This window comes from Aeromonas sp. 2692-1 (genome assembly GCF_013085505.1).
GTDB classification, from domain to species: Bacteria; Pseudomonadota; Gammaproteobacteria; order Enterobacterales; family Aeromonadaceae; genus Aeromonas; species Aeromonas hydrophila.
In genome coordinates, this window is record NZ_CP038513.1 from 2,015,418 (window position 1) to 2,032,093 (window position 16,676).

The following is a 16,676-nucleotide window of genomic DNA, read 5'->3' on the forward strand; positions in this document are numbered from 1 at the left end:
CCGACAATCGATGTTTGCCAGGGTGATAATTCCATTTCACGCTACCTGTAGCAGTACTGGCCAGCGGGTACTCTGGTGCAGATCAGCCCGTTGTCAGTCGACAATCGATGTTTACCAGGGGCGGAATTCCATTTCACGATACCTGTAGCACATCGGGCCAGCGGGTACTCCGGCGCAGATCAGCCCGTTGTCAGCTGACAATCGCAGCCAGTCAGCAGCGAGGGTTCCATTTCACGATACCTATAGCTGATAAGCCCCGATGTCGAGCAGCACAAAACAGCGTGTTGTCAGCCGACAATCGCTGCCAGTCAGGAGCGAGGGTTCCATTTCACGATACCTATAGTAGTTCCGGCCAGCGGGCACTCAGGTGCAGATCGGCCCGTTGTCAGCCGACAATTACTGCCTGCCAGGGTCAGAATTCCATTCCACGATACCTGTAGCAGTTCCGGCCAGCGGGCACTCTGGTGCAGATCAGCCCGTTGTCAGCCGACAATCACTGCCTGCCAGGGTCAGAATTCCATTTCACGATACCGATAATGCGGTTGTCAGCGGGGCTGAGGTGCAGAACACTCCGTTGTCAGCTGACAATCGCTGCCAGTCAGCAGCGAGGGTTTCATTTCACGATACCTATAGCGGTTCCGCACTCGGGCACACCGGTGCAGATCACCTCGTTGTCAGCCGACAATCATTGTCTGCCAGGGTCAGAATTCTATTCCACGATACCTGTAGCAGTTCGGGCCAGCGGGTACTCTGGTGCAGATCAGCCCGTTGTCAGCCGACAATCGAGTTCGCTGGGGTCAGATTTCCATTTCACGCTACCTGTAGCAGTTCCAGCCTACTGGCGCTCTGGTGCAGATCACCTCGTTGTCAGTCGACAATGGATGTTTACCAGGGGCGGAATTCCATTTCACGCTACCTGTAGCAGTTCCAGCCTACTGGCGCTCTGGTGCAGATCACCTCGTTGTCAGCCGACAATCGATGTTTGCCAGGGTTAGATTTCCATTTCACGCTACCTGTAGCAGTTCCGGCCAGCGGGCACTCCGGCTCAGATCACCCCGTTGTCAGCCGATAATCGATGTTTGCCAGGGTTAGATTTCCATTTCACGCTACCTGTAGCAGTTCCGGCCAGCTGGCACTCCGGCGCAGATCAGCCCGTTGTCAGTCGACAATCGATGTTTGCCAGGGTTAGATTTCCATTTCACGCTACCTGTAGCAGTTCCGGCCAGCTGGCACTCCGGCGCAGATCAGCCCGTTGTCAGCTGACAATCGCAGCCAGTCAGCAGCGAGGGTTCCATTTCACGATACCTATAGCTGATAAGCCCCGATGTCGAGCAGCACAAAACAGCGTGTTGTCAGCCGACAATCGATGTTTGCCAGGGTGATAATTCCATTTCACGCTACCTGTAGCAGTACTGGCCAGCGGGTACTCTGGTGCAGATCAGCCCGTTGTCAGTCGACAATCGATGTTTACCAGGGGCGGAATTCCATTTCACGATACCTGTAGCAGTTCGGGCCAGCGGGTACTCTGGTGCAGATCAGCCCGTTGTCAGCCGACAATCGAGTTCGCTGGGGTCAGATTTCCATTTCACGATACCTGTAGCAGTTCGGGCCAGCGGGCACTCCGGCTCAGATCACCCCGTTGTCAGCCGACAATCGAGTTCGCTGGGGTCAGATTTCCATTTCACGATACCTGTAGCAGTTCGGGCCAGCGGGCACTCCGGCTCAGATCACCCCGTTGTCAGCCGACCATCGAGTTCGCTGGGGTCAGATTTCCATTTCACGCTACCTGTAGCAGTTCCAGCCTACTGGCGCTCTGGTGCAGATCACCTCGTTGTCAGCCGACAATCGATGTTTGCCTGGGTCAAAACTCCATTTCACGATACCGATGATGTGTGCCCCTGCGATCACCGAGGTACAGATCTCCCTGTTGTCCGCCGATAATTGCTACGGTGTGCAGAGATGGATTTCTAGGGAAGGTGCGAATAAGTCATATGGCACGAGAGCATTTACTGGTAACCCATTGATATTAAATGACTAAAATTTTCATTTTTTGTTCGTGGGATACTTGTTCGCACTTTCCCTAGTTAAACGGCAAACGAGATCTGAGATCCGTTTGGCATTTCAACATTGAGCTGTAGTTTTCCCCCAGCAGCCTCGACCCAGCGTTTAAGGTCCATCAGTGTAACGTCCTCTATTGATAGATCTTGATCGCAAATCATGGGTTCGGTGCCAGCCTGGGTCAGCATTTCACGCAGTTGGGTGAGATGAATCTCCAGCCGCATTAGATCTGCTTTTTCCCTGGCCTGAGTGACAACGTCGGGCATTTCTGTGGTCAATATATCATCAAGCTTGCGTGCCATGGCTACCTCAAAAGAACCCTCGCTGGAGTGGGTCCTGAAAAAGTCATTTTGCGCTGAACGTAAGTGGCTAAGTTCTGTGCAAGATATGAGCAGTATCACCGGTGTGGGTTGAGGTGTCTACGAACGGGCTCCAATGGAGTTTTTTCGTGTTTGCTGCGGCTATGCCGCCAGCAGCTATACCAGTTGTAGGAGAGCTGCGTTGTTCCATTTCTCACTACCGATAATGGTGTGAGATTGATGTGGTGATAGGTATATGGTCGCGGAATCAGGTATTGCTGTTGAATCTTGAAGCTATCGATGAATTGTTACTGTTGGATCACAGAAGTGGGGCGGTGAAAACAGTCAGTAAAACAATGTCAGCCAAGCTGAGCTGACTGACATTAGGTTATCGTATAGCTCTTTTCTTTGTTAACGACATAGACAGTGGAAACTCCACCTTGTCCTAGGGAAGGTGCTAACAAGTCACTTGGCACAAAAACACACCATTCTAAATTATTGATATTAAATGGCTAAACTTTTTAGTTTTGGCACATAGGGTACTTATTCGCACCTTCCTTAGCAGAATGATTGTCGTCATCACCAGGTCCCTGCCAGCATGAATAAACTAGTCTAGCAGTAACTAATGGAACCCGTTGAAGGTCGATCTCCGGTGAGAGGATTGCATACAGTACACATTGAACGAACAAACATACCCTCCCTGTGCAACTCAAATAATTTATCGAAAAATATTGGCACCAAACTACAGCTAGGAGATAATGCTAGGCGATAAACAAATAACTTTTTAGGCGTGATATCCATGAATGATTTTATCTAAACACTGCTGAACATTCGTAGTCTCCGGGCTGCTCTGCGTGAACTGCCATTCGAACAACTGGTCGAGATTAAGAGCAAATTTGATGAGGTGTTTGCAGAGCGTGAGGCTGCTGAGCTCCGATATCAGGAAGAAAACGCTGAACGTCTGCGTAAGCTGGCGGAGTTCAGCGAGATGCTGAGGTAATCCCCCCATTTTTAGGGGCATTCAAAAGTAGAGGTCATGCGGCCTGTGCCAGACGCTGTTTCGGCGTGTAGCCACCCAGCGCCATATTGGGCCGCTCATGGTTATAAACCCACAGCCAGTTCGTGGCAAACTCCTGTAGTTCATTCAGTGACTCAAACAGGTAATGGCCCAGCCAGTCGTAGCGCACCGTGCGGTTAAACCGTTCGATGTAGGCATTCTGCTGCGGATTTCCTGGCTGGATATAGCCCAGGGTTATCCCCTCCTGTTTCGCCCATCGCTTGAGCTCTTCGCTGATGTATTCCGGGCCATTGTCACATCGGATAATGGCGGGCTTACCTCGCCACGTGATCACCTGCTCCAGCGCCCGTTTGACTCGTGAGGCGGGTAAGGAGAAATCCACCTCGATGCACAGCGCTTCACGATTGAAGTCATCGATCACATTAAACAGCCGCACCGAGCGGCCATCGCTGAGCTGGTCATGCATAAAGTCCATCGACCAGCACTGATTAGGCTGGTCGGGAACCGCCAACGGCTCTGGCTTAGCCCGAACCAACCGTTTCCTGGGTTTTATCCGCAGATTGAGCTCCAGCGCCCGATAGATCCGGTATACCCGTTTGTGATTCCAGCCAAAGCCTTGGACGTTGCGCAGGTACAAAAAGCATAACCCGAAGCCCCAGTTGCGCTGGCTGGCCGTGATACGTAGCAGCCAATCGGCAATTTCCTGGTTTTCATCGACCAGCACGGGCTGATAGCGATAGCAGCTTTCACTGACCTTGAAGATCCGGCAAGCCAGACGGATGGATATGGCGTAGTGAGTCACGGCTTTGGTCGCCATCTCCCGGCGGGCAGATGGCGTTACCACTTTTTTGCCATGGCCTCGGTGATGATCTCTGCCTTGAGGCGCTCCTCGGCGTACATCTTCTTGAGGCGGCGGTTTTCGTCCTCCAGCTCCTTGAGTCGAGCCATGAGGGAGGCATCCATCCCCCCGAATTTGGAACGCCACTTGTAGAAGGTGGTCGTGCTGATGCCATGCTCGCGGCAGAGCTCCGGGACGGGAGCTCCAGCCTCAGCTTGTTTGAGGATGGCGATGATCTGGGTATCGCTAAAGCGTGATGTTTTCATGTAGAACCTCCTGCGTTCAAGGTACGGGAAAATTCTACTTATGAGCACCCTGGTTTTTCGGGGGGATTACCCAACCATCTCGTGGCCTGTGGCAGGCAAGCTACTTAGGGCAGAAAGTCACCTATAGCGAAGCGCGGTTCGGTCCAATGGCAGAGACCCTTGCTCACCGGGCTTTGTTAAAATTGCAGGCTGGAAACTTTGACCCTGTGTCCGACGATCTGCAATTTAAGCAGTCATGGCGAATGGTGGATGCTGCCAGGCAATTGGGGCTCTCATTGGGCCAACTGCGGCAGTGGATGCTAACTGGAATGCTCAACGGACATGTGATTAAACCACCAATGCGTGACGTGAAAGGCGTTGACCGAATCACCGGTTGCGAATTGATGATGGCGCAAGAGCGCCTTGCTGAGTGCAAATCCGGGTTGTCACTTTGCAATGGGTAATTCGTCCAATGCGGTTGTATAGCGGGGACTGAGTTTTTCACGCTTCATCATCCAATCACTGTTGTCTCTCCCACAAGATCCAAAATGAATTTTTCCTAATCGTCCCTGGTTGATTCGGTCGATCATCTGCATTAGGTCCTGACTGCGGGGCTTATGTTGATGATGGTCGAACAAATCTCCCTGCTGGCTGCCGATAGGAGTGAAGTCGGCTAGCATCACGCCCCCTTTTTGGTAGCGGTGCCCATCCCGCCAGATATGAGAGAGCAGTGAGTGGATCACTCCCAGCAGCTCCCTGGTATCGTTGGTAGGCACAGCCAGCGTGGTGCTCACGTGGTTGCCGTAGTAGGGCTCTTTGTCATTGAAGGGACTGGTACGAATGAATAGGGTGACATGGCGACAGCACATTCCTTCTGCCCGGAGTTTTTCAGCTGCACGTTCCATATATCCCGCGAGTGCTTGATGCATGGAATTCATGTGTGTGATCCGTTCACCGAATGATCGGGAGCAGATGATCTGCTGTTTGGCTTGTGTGTCCTGCTCCAGGCTGGCGCATGGATAGCCGCGTAGCTCTAGCACGGTTCGCTCAACAACGACCCCATAACGATGCCGTAGGTTTTTACCATCGACAGCGACTAGGTCCGCCACACTATTGATCCCGTGCGCTTCGAGCCTGGTGGTCAGTTTTCTACCTATTCCCCATATTTCCCCGACTGGAGTGATAGCCATCAAACGCGCTCGACGTGCCTCATCACGCAAATCAACCACTCCACCAGTCGCAGGCCACTTCTTTGCGGCGTAGTTTGCCAGCTTGGCGAGTGTCTTGGTTGGCCCGATCCCGACGCCGACTGTGAGTCCAGTCCATTGCTGTATTCGTTCACGGATCTGACGACCATATGCTGTTAGGTCTCCCGCCCATGATTCGTTCAGTTCAATAAACGCCTCATCAACACTGTACACCTCGACAGTTGGCACCATGCCTTCCAGCGTGGTCATTACGCGCTGTGACATATCACCATAGAGGGCGTAGTTGCTCGAGAACCAAACACCGCCTACGGCCTCGAAGAACTGACGGATCTGGAAGTAGGGAACACCCATCTTGATGCCAAGCGCCTTGGCTTCTGCCGAGCGAGCCACAACGCAGCCGTCGTTGTTCGATAGCACCACGATCGGGCGCCCCTTGAGGTCTGGCCTAAACAGGCGCTCGCAGGACGCATAGAAGTTGTTCACATCGACGAGGGCAATGGCGTTGGGCATGGTTTAGCCTAGTTTGGTCTTGTGGAGTACATAGGTTACGACGCCAAAAATCTCTAGTTCTTGCCCGTCCAATAGATGGATGGGCTGGAAATCCGGATTGGCGGGTAGCAGGGCAGGGAACGGGCGTTCTTGCAGCTGTTTGACAGTGAATTCACCATCAAGGCAGGCTAGAACGATAGCGCCGTGGCGGGCCTTGAGCGCCCTATCCACGATCAAAAGATCCCCGTCATTGATGCCCTTTTCCACCATGCTGTGGCCGCTGGCCCTGACATAGAAGGTGGCAGCGGGATGCTCAATACAGATCTGGTTCAGATCTATGGTTTGCTCAATATAGTCCTGTGCTGGGCTAGGAAAGCCGCAAACCACAGGGGACAGAAAAAGCGGCAGCTCTAGAGCGTCCGGGGTTGGATGTGGGATGGCGAACATGGTGGCTCACTGGTTACTGTTTTTATATACAGTATAGCCGTATTGCATAACGTGTGCATCCGGTGTCAGTTGACATACCGGGCCCATTAGCTATGTTCGGTTCACATGGTACTGTGTTCATAGGACGCGTGATGGAATCAACAGTTTTTAGGTGTGGTCGTGGCCAGGGGGTATACCTGCCCGAGGCAGTGGCCCTGCCAGATGAGGTCACGCATGTTGAGATCGTCGTGGTTGGTCGTACTCGCATAATCACACCTGTAGGTGAGTCCTGGGATAGGTGGTTTGATGAGCCTTGTATGAGCGCCGACTTCATGGCCGAACGTGAGCAGCCAACCGCCTAGGAGCGAGAGAAACTCTGAGGTTGGTCCAGCAGGGTAACTGAGTTGCGTAGCTGAGAGGGATTGTTTTTATATATATAGATAAAGCGTATCCCTCTCACCTGAAAAGGTGAATAGCTATGGCTATCATTCTCGCGTAGCGAGGATTGTTCATAGATCTGTCGGTACTCGCCCCCCAGGCAGGATAGCTCAGTAGCCATTTTTTCTAGGTTGCACCACTGGTCGTGGTGCATGTGATCCAGTTATCTACCCGTGGTTTCCATTGGACCATTCATTGACGGTGTTTTGGTGGCACTAGGGAAGGTGCGAACAAGTCCCTGATATGAGTGCATATTCCGGCCGATCATGAACACCAATTCCGATTCAACGTGAACACCATTTCCGGACCAATGTGAACGCTCATTCCGGTTCAACCTGAACACTTCGCCCCTCCTTTCCGGAAACAGTGTTCAACATCCCGGAATCACTGTTCACATTCACCGGAATCATCCTTAACGCATTGATTTAAAAACCTTTGATACGCTCTCCCTTTTGCCAGGGAAGAGCCTATGTCTGCCAAGAGGATTGCAATGCGTAAAATTCGTGAAGTACTGCGACTGCGGCTGGAAGCTGACCTCTCTGTTCGCCAAATCAGTATCTGTACCAAGGTCAGTGTCGGCTCCATCCAGAAACTCCTCAAAAGTGCCCAGGCGCTCGGCCTTACCTGGCCCTTACCTACCGAGCTTGATGATGGCCGACTGGCTGCCCTGTTCTATCCGCAGGCCGATACCACCATCTCGGCCCGCCATGTTGTGCCGGATTGGCCCTCTGTCCATCAGGAGCTCAAGCGCAAGGGGGTCTCCAAACAGCTGCTCTGGGAGGAGTACACCCAGCGCTATCCCAATAGCTGTTACAGCTACTCCCAGTTCTGTGACCGTTACAAGTCCTGGTGTCAGTTGCAAAAGCGCTCCATGCGCCAGATCCACAAGGCGGGGGAAAAGCTCTTTATCGACTACTGCGGGCCCACGGTGCCCATCGTGTCGCCGACTACGGGTGAGGTCCGTCAGGCACAAGTCTTTGTCGCCGTGCTCGGTGCGTCCAACTACACCTTTGCCGAGGCCACCTGGTCACAGTCACTGCCGGACTGGCTGCAAAGCCATGTCCGTGCCTTTGAGTTTTTCGGCGGGACACCGGCACTGCTGATCCCCGACAACCTCAAGAGCGGTGTCAGCAAGGCTTGCCGATACGATCCCGAGCTCAACCCCAGCTACCAGCAGTTGGCCGAGCACTATCAGGTGGCGGTGATGCCAGCTCGTCCTTACAAGCCCAAGGACAAGGCCAAGGCGGAGGTGGGTGTGCAGATCGTCGAGCGCTGGATCCTGGCCCGTCTACGCCATCAGACCTTCTTCTCGCTTGCCGAACTCAACCAGTGCATCCGTGCCTTGCTGAACGAACTCAACGAGCGTCCGTTCAAGCAACTGCCCGGTAACCGACGTGACGCATTTGAGCAGTTGGACCGCCCGGCACTGGGACCACTGCCGGTGCATCCCTATCGCTATGTCGCCATCAAAACGGTCAAGGTCAACATCGACTATCACGTCAGTTATGAGCAGCACCATTACTCGGTGCCGCACCAGTATGTGGGTCAGCAACTGGAGCTCCATGCAGGCGACACACTGCTTCAGGTCTATCACCAGCAACAGCTGGTCGCGAGCCATCCACGTAAAACCATCCCGGGGATGAGCACGCTCCCTGAGCACATGCCGGAACGTCACAGCAAGCAGCAACGCTGGACCCCAGGGCGTCTTAAACAGTGGGCTGCTGACATCGGACCGAGCACCTTGTGCTGGGTTAGCGAACGGTTGGAAGAGAAAGCCCATGCCGAGCAGGCATACCGACTCTGCCTGGGGCTGCTGAGTCTTAGCCGGGAGTATCCGCCATCACGGGTTGAAGCCTGTTGCCAGTTGGCCAACCGGGAAGGTCTGGTGCGACTCAAACAGCTCAAGTCGGTGCTGACCAGTGGCCGCGACCAACTGCCCGCAAGCCCGCTGAGCTACCCAGAGTTACCGCAAGAGCACGAGAACATCCGTGGCCCCCAGAGCTTCCACTAAAGAGGATACGTCCCATGACCCAACAAACGCTGACCCGCTTGAGACACCTGAAACTGACCGGCATGGCGGATGCCGTGCAACAACAACTGGAACAGGCAAGTACCTACGAAGGGCTGCCCTTCATCGAGCGGCTAAGCCTGCTGGTCGAACACGAACAACTGAGCCGGGAGCAGCGTAAACAAGCTCGGCTGGTCAAGCAGGCGAGGCTCAAACTCCAGGCCACGGTGCAAGAGGTGGACTACCAGTCTGCACGCAACCTGGAGCGGTCACAGGTGGCAAACCTGGCCCAAGGAGAGTGGCTGCGCCGGGGCCAGAACCTGCTCATTACCGGCCCCTGTGGCTGCGGAAAAACCTACCTAGCCTGTGCGCTGGGCTACCAAGCCTGTCAGCAGGGGCACAGCACTCGTTACTACCGGCTGCCGCGTCTGCTACTTGAGCTGAGCCAGGCCAAGGTAGATGGCAGTTACGCCAGACTGCTGGGTCAACTGGCAAGGATAGAGCTGCTGATCCTGGATGACTGGGGACTGGAAGCGGTGAATGCCGAGCAGCGCAACGCCCTGCTGGAGATCATGGATGATCGGTACGGGAAATACTCGACGGTCGTGGTCAGTCAGCTGCCAACGGAAGAGTGGTACGCGAGCTTGGGGGACAACACTCTGGCAGATGCGATCCTGGACCGGCTGATGCACAACGCTCACCGGCTGTCACTGAAGGGAGAATCGATGAGAAAGAGGAGAAGTGAGTTGACCCAATCTGAACACTCGAGTTAGAAACGGGGTGACGTGAGCGCGTTAAGGATCAGGGTGTTCACGTTGGCCGGAATGGCTGTTCAACTTCGCCGGAATACGCAATGAGATCATGTTTGTCATCTGGAGCCATGGAACAGGGTTCATCATGAGTCATCAGCTCACCTTCGCCGACAGTGAATTCAGCAGTAAGCGCCGTCAGACCAGAAAAGAGATTTTCTTGTCCCGCATGGAGCAGATTCTGCCATGGCAAAACATGGTGGAAGTCATCGAGCCGTTTTACCCCAAGGCTGGTAATGGCCGGCGACCTTATCCGCTGGAAACCATGCTACGCATTCACTGCATGCAGCATTGGTACAACCTGAGCGATGGCGCGATCGAAGATGCTCTGTACGAAATCGCCTCCATGCGTCTGTTTGCCCGGTTATCCCTGGATAGCGCCTTGCCGGACCGCACCACCATCATGAATTTCCGCCACCTGCTGGAGCAGCATCAACTGGCCCGCCAATTGTTCAAGACCATCAATCGCTGGCTGGCCGAAGCAGGCGTCATGATGACTCAAGGCACCTTGGTCGATGCCACCATCATTGAGGCACCCAGCTCGACCAAGAACAAAGAGCAGCAACGCGATCCGCAGATGCATCAGACCAAGAAAGGCAATCAGTGGCACTTTGGCATGAAGGCCCACATTGGTGTCGATGCCAAGAGTGGCCTGACCCACAGCCTAGTCACCACCGCGGCCAACGAGCATGACCTCAATCAGCTGGGTAATCTGCTGCATGGAGAGGAGCAATTTGTCTCAGCCGATGCCGGCTACCAAGGGGCGCCACAGCGCGAGGAGCTGGCCGAGGTGGATGTGGACTGGCTGATCGCCGAGCGCCCCGGCAAGAACCTTGAAACAGCATCCACGCAAGAACAAAACGGCCATCAACATCGAATACATGAAAGCCAGCATCCGGGCCAAGGTGGAGCACCCGTTTCGCATCATCAAGCGACAGTTCGGCTTCGTGAAAGCCAGATACAAGGGGTTGCTGAAAAACGATAACCAACTGGCGATGTTATTCACGCTGGCCAACCTGTTTCGGGCGGACCAAATGATACGTCAGTGGGAGAGATCTCACTAAAAACTGGGGATAACGCCTTAAATGGCGAAGAAACGGTCTAAATAGGCTGATTCAAGGCATTTACGGGAGAAAAGATCTGCTCAAACTGAAAAAATGAAATGACTGAGTCAGCCGAGAAGAATTTCCCCGCTTATTCGCACCTTCCCTAGAGGTGGGGAGATTGATGCCCTGGAGCAAGCACTTTTCTTTCACATACCTGCCTTACCCTACCAACTCACGCTCCGTGCTCAGGCTACAACAAACATGAGCATGAATTGTGCCGACTCCTGCATGAGATCTGGACACAAAAATCAGATCTATCACACGGTAACGTCTACTCCTTCTACGTCTGTTACTAATCGATTTTTTGCTCATGTAGGTTCATAGAAACCTCAGTTTACGCACGTAAAAAAGCCACGATTTTTGCCAAAACACCTAAGCATTTTTTTTCATAATCGCATCATTTTTTGCGAGAGTTTCATGCCGTTTTTTTTTACTTTTTATGGTGGGATTATTCTGTGGAAACCTATTGTTTTTTTCACGAGAAAAAACTTTTTCTGTGAATGTTTTTTTGATTTCCATCGTTTGAAATCCCTCATTTTGACAATAAAAAGAGAGCAAAAAACCAATTAAAATTTCAGAATAAAATATTTTCGATTTTTTTTGTTGTTTGCTATTGCCATTTATATGAAATCAGCCTAAATTAACTTCAACAAGGTGCATGCTATACATTCACATCTACAAATGATGAATGGGTGCACTTTAACCTAAAAGTCATTTTTGGTAATAAGCTCCCCGCTATTCGCGGAGCTTCAACTACCAATAGATAAACACAAGTGGCGAAATATTCCATGTTAACATGTAAGGTAGTATTGTAATGAGAAAAGTAAACGATGATATTTGTGCGATTGATATCGAGACTCATAATGAAGCTCTTGAACTTTTGAGGGGTAGATTTAACCTGAATAAAATTATCCGCCCCCTTGATAAGCATGTTGTGCTCAAAAACTATAACCATATTCATGAACTCCATGACTTCCCTGCATTTGTGATTTTAAATCATGACATTGCAGAATCTGTAGCAAGTGCATTAGATAATGTATCTATTAAGATGTATTATGATGATATCGTGGCATCATTGGGCGATGATGAGAATGATAGGGCTGTTACTTATGACCAGGTACTTTCTGGTTGGGCCCAAAGTAACATGCCCAGTTACTATAGACCAGGTAATGACTACCAATCTGCTGAGGAGTTTCTTGCAGAGATGGGGTCTGAAAATGTGAATGACTCTACTATTTTAAAGAATTTTAAAATGGCTGTTGATGTGCTGTTAAAAGCAAAGCCATGATTGATGTGAGTTTAGTTTTAATGCTGAACAATTAAAGATTAATCTTGCTTGTTTCAATGTGTTGCTGGCAATTCTGGAATTTAAATTGTTGTATGTAGGTGCTTAAAACACCCATACCGAAAACGTAAACTCCAAATTTGATGAAAATAGCATTCTCAACGTATGTGGGGCTGGAAACACAGTAGCTTGTTTACAGCCCCCTTATTGAGGTCCATTACCACCTAAACTAATGCAAAATTCCCCTCTGTCCTTCTGGTATGTTTTGCGTCAAGTCATTCTCGAGTGAATGGTTGGATATCGTGTGGCCGTGACGTAGCTCAAATGTGTGGATATAGAGCTGGATCCTGAATGTTGGCCAGCGTAGTCCCGGCTATTTGAGTCCCTTTATCAGTGATTTGTCAATTTGAGCCTATAACGGGTACTTCTACCGCCTCCACTTGCCCCTTTTTCTAGGCAGTTTTTTTCCAGTAGATCAGTAAGGTGGCGCGTGGCTGTAGATTTGCTCACCTGAGCAATTTTTTGATACTGGCTGGCACTAATATACGGTAGGCCGTCCTGTGTGTAACCGTCGAGCAAATGGTTCAGTATCATCACCTGTTCAGGGCACAATTGGTCACTAGCGTGTAGCAGCCAGAAGCGGTTTCGAGCAAGCGCATGTGTGCATGATTCTTGGGCCTGTTCCAGCGTGACGTTGAGTGTGTCCAAAAACCAAACCAGCCACTCTGTGACATCCAAGCCTCCTCTCTGAGTCTGCTCCAGAGCGCGATAGTAATCAGCTCGACGCTCGAAAATCACGGTCGACATTGCATACAGACTGATGCTCTGGTTGTCGGCCTGAGAGAGTGCAAGATCGGTGAGGGCTCGGGCAATCCGTCCGTTACCGTCATCAAACGGATGTAACGTGACAAACCAGAGATGGCAGATGGCGGCTCGCAGAAATGGATCTAGGCAGGGCTCATCGAGACTGCTTCTGAACCAGTCGACAAATGTCGCCAATGCCTCCTCCAGCCCCTCTCGTGGTGGTGCCTCGAAATGCACGGTCAGTCGATCTCGTGCTCCGGATATCACCTGCATCGGCTCATCACCACGCAGCTGGCCAACACGTATCTGATGCGATCTCCGGTCATCTGTGGGAAAAAGCCAGCGATGCCATTGCAGCAGGCGTTCAAGCGTCAACTGCTCATCACTGTTAATTGCATCCACAATCATCGCGGCCAGTCCCTCGGATCTAACTGAGGTCGGGTAGGGGGACTGCTCCAGTATCCCGAGGCGACATGCCAGAGATGCACGTAACGACTGAGAGTTCAGTTGTTGATTCTCGATAGCCGAGGACGCGACGACATTGGCCAGCAGCGTATCTAGGGCATGTGTCTGATGCGCCAGTGTTGTGCTGTGAGCTGATAAATGAAGGCCCTGGAGTAGTCCCAGATTGGTATCTATTCACCAGGACGGGGTTGACGGCATCAGTTCTGCCGGGATGGGATAATCTGTCTTCTCGATGCACGCCCTGACCACGGCCCTCAACCACTCCTGTGGGCAGCGGCCCAATCGCTTGCCGGTCTCCACCAACGACAGGATGCGCTGGCGAAACAGCTCGCCCCGGTGAGACCACACGCCGTAGCTACCCTTGCGCCAGAGCACATAGCCACGCAGCGCCCGCTCCGCCTCGTTGTTGGTCAGCGCTATTTCGTCGTCAGTCATAAACCGCCACAGCATCTCGTCATCCCGCAGCAGCAACTGGCATCGTCCACGGTAGCGTTTGCTGCACAACAGGGCGCCGCGCTCCAACTGGCTTCGCCAGCTTTGCCGGTAACGCGCGAGCCTGCGCAGGTATTTCTGCTTGCTCAACGCACCGCTTTCCCAACGGTGCCGGGTACGAAACACCGCATCCGCCAGCAAGACCAACCGGGCACCGATGGGCTGGTTGCACTGCTCGCTACTCTCGGCGATGGCCGCGAGATTGCGGGCCACGTGGGCCCAGCACAGTTGCCGCTGGTCGGCGTCGATAAACCGGTAGCCGGCGTACTGGTCGGTCACCAGCACCCCGTCAAACTCGGCGCCCAGCAGCCGCTTGGCCGCCTCCTGACCACGGCCATAGGCCGTCATGAAGCAGACGGCTATCTTGCTCAGCGCCAGCCACATCCAGCGGCGCTCTCCACCCCGCTGATGCCGGGTCTCATCGGCATGAACGTGGGTGGCCGTCTGCACCTGCTGCTTGATGGCCTGGTAGGTCGGGGTGAGCATGGCACTCACCCGCCCCTGCGCCTCACTGATGGCGCCCCGGCTAAAACTCAGGCCGAAATGCTGTTTGAGCTGCTGCTGTATCTGGCTGACGCTCTGGTGAAACTGGCCGCTTTGCAGCGCGATGTAGCTGAGCAGATTGGCCCCCATCTGGCTGCTGCTGACGTTGTCTGGCAGTGCGGCCTGGGTCGTGCCGATACACCGTGAGCAGGTCGCACGATACAGTTGGTGTTCGGTGACGAGATAGCTCACCTCGGGCAGCTCGAACACCTGATGAACCTGATAGGGTTTGGCATGGGCCACCATGTCCCCGCCACAGCAAGCGCAATCGGCGGCAGGGTAATGCGGGACCAGGGTCAGGCGGGCATCAAGCGGATGCCGCTCGCGGCGATGTCCCTTGTGACCGGGCTGCGCCCCCCGTTGCTTGCCGGACGCCGGACGCTTGCGGGCCGGCGGCGGTGCACCGGGGCCGTCGCTGGAAGGCGGCTTGGAGGAGTTGCCGCTGTGCTGATTGAGGCGGTCCTCCAGCTCGGCGATGCGGTCGAGGAGCTTATAAATCAGCTCGTTGGCCTGCTCCGGAGTGGTGGGCATTCCCGCGGAATGCATGGTGTTTTTGCTCATGGGGGGAGCGTATCTAAGGAGCAGGATCAAGCAAGCAGGAAAGTGGGATCAAGAGACGATCGTCTCATTTTTCCTGTGTCAATACTGTTCCGGTGAATACTTACCCAGATTGCGGTGCGCCAGACGTAGCCTTGGCAGTAACTGCCGGTCTTGCCAGCAAAAATTGGGCCACTCATCGTGTTGCCAGATCCAGTCTACGGTCATCGATAATCTCGCTGATTTTGTGTCGCGGGCAAGCAGTGCAATGCCACAAATGAGCCGAATTGACACCTTATTCGGCTCACAGTATGAACCGATAATAGCCATCATTCGGCTCATGACACAACTCACAGTGCTGGTCTACTGGGTGTCGGAGAGGCTCGGGGCGAGAATGGACTCTTGGACAGTGCCACTTACTAGGTTATGATTTGGTAATCCCCCCGAAAAACCAGGGTGCTCATAAGTAGAATTTTCCCGTACCTTGAACGCAGGAGGTTCTACATGAAAACATCACGCTTTAGCGATACCCAGATCATCGCCATCCTCAAACAAGCTGAGGCTGGAGCTCCCGTCCCGGAGCTCTGCCGCGAGCATGGCATCAGCACGACCACCTTCTACAAGTGGCGTTCCAAATTCGGGGGGATGGATGCCTCCCTCATGGCTCGACTCAAGGAGCTGGAGGACGAAAACCGCCGCCTCAAGAAGATGTACGCCGAGGAGCGCCTCAAGGCAGAGATCATCACCGAGGCCATGGCAAAAAAGTGGTAACGCCATCTGCCCGCCGGGAGATGGCGACCAAAGCCGTGACTCACTACGCCATATCCATCCGTCTGGCTTGCCGGATCTTCAAGGTCAGTGAAAGCTGCTATCGCTATCAGCCCGTGCTGGTCGATGAAAACCAGGAAATTGCCGATTGGCTGCTACGTATCACGGCCAGCCAGCGCAACTGGGGCTTCGGGTTATGCTTTTTGTACCTGCGCAACGTCCAAGGCTTTGGCTGGAATCACAAACGGGTATACCGGATCTATCGGGCGCTGGAGCTCAATCTGCGGATAAAACCCAGGAAACGGTTGGTTCGGGCTAAGCCAGAGCCGTTGGCGGTTCCCGACCAGCCTAATCAGTGCTGGTCGATGGACTTTATGCATGACCAGCTCAGCGATGGCCGCTCGGTGCGGCTGTTTAATGTGATCGATGACTTCAATCGTGAAGCGCTGTGCATCGAGGTGGATTTCTCCTTACCCGCCTCACGAGTCAAACGGGCGCTGGAGCAGGTGATCACGTGGCGAGGTAAGCCCGCCATTATCCGATGTGACAATGGCCCGGAATACATCAGCGAAGAGCTCAAGCGATGGGCGAAACAGGAGGGGATAACCCTGGGCTATATCCAGCCAGGAAATCCGCAGCAGAATGCCTACATCGAACGGTTTAACCGCACGGTGCGCTACGACTGGCTGGGCCATTACCTGTTTGAGTCACTGAATGAACTACAGGAGTTTGCCACGAACTGGCTGTGGGTTTATAACCATGAGCGGCCCAATATGGCGCTGGGTGGCTACACGCCGAAACAGCGTCTGGCACAGGCCGCATGACCTCTACTTTTGAATG

At 53.2% G+C, this 16,676-nt stretch carries 13 protein-coding genes and 3 pseudogenes; 8 read left to right on the forward strand and 8 right to left on the reverse strand.

Annotation, left to right across the window (positions count from 1 at the left end):
- Positions 1 to 2,084: 2,084 nt before the first annotated feature.
- Complete coding sequence (locus E5E97_RS09780) at positions 2,085 to 2,360, reverse strand: transcriptional regulator (protein WP_109422697.1); 276 nt, start codon at positions 2,358 to 2,360, stop codon at positions 2,085 to 2,087.
- An 817-nt stretch (positions 2,361 to 3,177) separates the two neighbouring features.
- Between E5E97_RS09780 and E5E97_RS23505 the strand changes: the two are divergent.
- A pseudogene (locus E5E97_RS23505) lies at positions 3,178 to 3,354 on the forward strand (transcriptional regulator); the annotation flags it as partial.
- Positions 3,355 to 3,391: 37 nt separating this feature from the next.
- On the opposite strand, the gene E5E97_RS09785 reads toward E5E97_RS23505, so the two are convergent.
- Positions 3,392 to 4,479, reverse strand: a protein-coding gene (locus E5E97_RS09785; protein WP_099368947.1) for an IS3-like element ISKpn10 family transposase whose coding sequence is annotated in 2 segments (ribosomal slippage) — positions 3,392 to 4,227 and positions 4,227 to 4,479 — 1,089 coding nt in all. Because the reading frame shifts where the segments join, the coding sequence is not laid out codon by codon here.
- Between the two features lie 146 nt (positions 4,480 to 4,625).
- Here E5E97_RS09785 and E5E97_RS09790 point away from each other — a divergent pair.
- On the forward strand, positions 4,626 to 4,922 hold the full coding sequence (locus E5E97_RS09790) for a hypothetical protein (RefSeq protein WP_206829980.1): 297 nt from the start codon (positions 4,626 to 4,628) through the stop codon (positions 4,920 to 4,922).
- On the opposite strand, the gene umuC is transcribed toward E5E97_RS09790, so the two are convergent.
- Both umuC and umuD read right to left on the reverse strand, forming a co-directional pair.
- Entirely contained in the window at positions 4,905 to 6,176 is a 1,272-nt protein-coding gene (umuC, locus tag E5E97_RS09795) for a translesion error-prone DNA polymerase V subunit UmuC (RefSeq protein ID WP_171280219.1), read from the reverse strand. The genes E5E97_RS09790 and umuC overlap by 18 nt on opposite strands.
- Before the next feature lie 3 nt (positions 6,177 to 6,179).
- Complete coding sequence (umuD, locus tag E5E97_RS09800; protein WP_010676201.1) at positions 6,180 to 6,602, reverse strand: translesion error-prone DNA polymerase V autoproteolytic subunit; 423 nt, start codon at positions 6,600 to 6,602, stop codon at positions 6,180 to 6,182.
- Positions 6,603 to 6,733: 131 nt separating this feature from the next.
- Between umuD and vapB the strand changes: the two genes are divergently transcribed.
- The 5 genes and pseudogenes from vapB (at position 6,734) to E5E97_RS09825 (ending at position 12,230) form a co-directional block, all read left to right on the forward strand.
- Positions 6,734 to 6,943, forward strand: a complete 210-nt coding sequence (gene vapB / locus E5E97_RS09805; RefSeq protein WP_087756365.1) for a type II toxin-antitoxin system VapB family antitoxin — start codon at positions 6,734 to 6,736, stop codon at positions 6,941 to 6,943.
- A gap of 545 nt (positions 6,944 to 7,488) precedes the next feature.
- Positions 7,489 to 9,030, forward strand: coding sequence for an IS21-like element ISAs29 family transposase (istA, locus tag E5E97_RS09810; protein ID WP_001274811.1), 1,542 nt, complete (start codon positions 7,489 to 7,491; stop codon positions 9,028 to 9,030).
- A 14-nt stretch (positions 9,031 to 9,044) separates the two neighbouring features.
- Positions 9,045 to 9,800 (forward strand): IS21-like element ISAs29 family helper ATPase IstB, encoded by a 756-nt coding sequence (gene istB, locus E5E97_RS09815; protein ID WP_000194037.1) that lies wholly within the window; start codon positions 9,045 to 9,047, stop codon positions 9,798 to 9,800.
- Positions 9,801 to 10,032: 232 nt separating this feature from the next.
- Positions 10,033 to 10,900: pseudogene (locus tag E5E97_RS09820) on the forward strand (IS5 family transposase).
- Between the two features lie 856 nt (positions 10,901 to 11,756).
- Positions 11,757 to 12,230 (forward strand): hypothetical protein, encoded by a 474-nt coding sequence (locus tag E5E97_RS09825; protein ID WP_139127910.1) that lies wholly within the window; start codon positions 11,757 to 11,759, stop codon positions 12,228 to 12,230.
- A 387-nt stretch (positions 12,231 to 12,617) separates the two neighbouring features.
- Here E5E97_RS09825 and E5E97_RS09830 read toward each other — a convergent pair whose 3' ends face one another.
- The 4 genes and pseudogenes from E5E97_RS09830 to E5E97_RS23755 all read right to left on the reverse strand — a co-directional run bounded on the left by E5E97_RS09830 (position 12,618) and on the right by E5E97_RS23755 (position 15,410).
- On the reverse strand, positions 12,618 to 13,439 hold the full coding sequence (locus tag E5E97_RS09830; protein ID WP_253265150.1) for a Fic family protein: 822 nt from the start codon (positions 13,437 to 13,439) through the stop codon (positions 12,618 to 12,620).
- A 63-nt stretch (positions 13,440 to 13,502) separates the two neighbouring features.
- Positions 13,503 to 13,670, reverse strand: a pseudogene (locus E5E97_RS23675) (DUF4172 domain-containing protein); the annotation flags it as partial.
- The gene (locus E5E97_RS09835) at positions 13,671 to 15,092 is read right to left on the reverse strand and encodes an IS66-like element ISKpn15 family transposase (protein ID WP_171280220.1); all 1,422 of its coding nucleotides are present in this window, start codon (positions 15,090 to 15,092) and stop codon (positions 13,671 to 13,673) included.
- A gap of 78 nt (positions 15,093 to 15,170) precedes the next feature.
- Positions 15,171 to 15,410 (reverse strand): DUF4172 domain-containing protein, encoded by a 240-nt coding sequence (locus E5E97_RS23755; RefSeq protein ID WP_367396483.1) that lies wholly within the window; start codon positions 15,408 to 15,410, stop codon positions 15,171 to 15,173.
- Between the two features lie 162 nt (positions 15,411 to 15,572).
- Between E5E97_RS23755 and E5E97_RS09845 the strand changes: the two genes are divergently transcribed.
- Positions 15,573 to 16,660, forward strand: a protein-coding gene (locus E5E97_RS09845) for an IS3-like element ISKpn10 family transposase (RefSeq protein ID WP_099368947.1) whose coding sequence is annotated in 2 segments (ribosomal slippage) — positions 15,573 to 15,825 and positions 15,825 to 16,660 — 1,089 coding nt in all. Because the reading frame shifts where the segments join, the coding sequence is not laid out codon by codon here.
- The last annotated feature ends 16 nt before the right edge of the window (positions 16,661 to 16,676 follow it).

Coding starts and splice junctions, on each gene's coding strand:
- E5E97_RS09780 (WP_109422697.1), bottom strand. CDS start 2,360: ATGGCACGCAAGCTTGATGATATATTGACCACAGAAATGCCCGACGTT.
- E5E97_RS09790 (WP_206829980.1), top strand. CDS start 4,626: ATGGCAGAGACCCTTGCTCACCGGGCTTTGTTAAAATTGCAGGCTGGA.
- umuC (WP_171280219.1), bottom strand. CDS start 6,176: ATGCCCAACGCCATTGCCCTCGTCGATGTGAACAACTTCTATGCGTCC.
- umuD (WP_010676201.1), bottom strand. CDS start 6,602: ATGTTCGCCATCCCACATCCAACCCCGGACGCTCTAGAGCTGCCGCTT.
- vapB (WP_087756365.1), top strand. CDS start 6,734: ATGGAATCAACAGTTTTTAGGTGTGGTCGTGGCCAGGGGGTATACCTG.
- istA (WP_001274811.1), top strand. CDS start 7,489: ATGTCTGCCAAGAGGATTGCAATGCGTAAAATTCGTGAAGTACTGCGA.
- istB (WP_000194037.1), top strand. CDS start 9,045: ATGACCCAACAAACGCTGACCCGCTTGAGACACCTGAAACTGACCGGC.
- E5E97_RS09825 (WP_139127910.1), top strand. CDS start 11,757: ATGAGAAAAGTAAACGATGATATTTGTGCGATTGATATCGAGACTCAT.
- E5E97_RS09830 (WP_253265150.1), bottom strand. CDS start 13,439: ATGATTGTGGATGCAATTAACAGTGATGAGCAGTTGACGCTTGAACGC.
- E5E97_RS09835 (WP_171280220.1), bottom strand. CDS start 15,092: ATGAGCAAAAACACCATGCATTCCGCGGGAATGCCCACCACTCCGGAG.
- E5E97_RS23755 (WP_367396483.1), bottom strand. CDS start 15,410: ATGAGCCGAATGATGGCTATTATCGGTTCATACTGTGAGCCGAATAAG.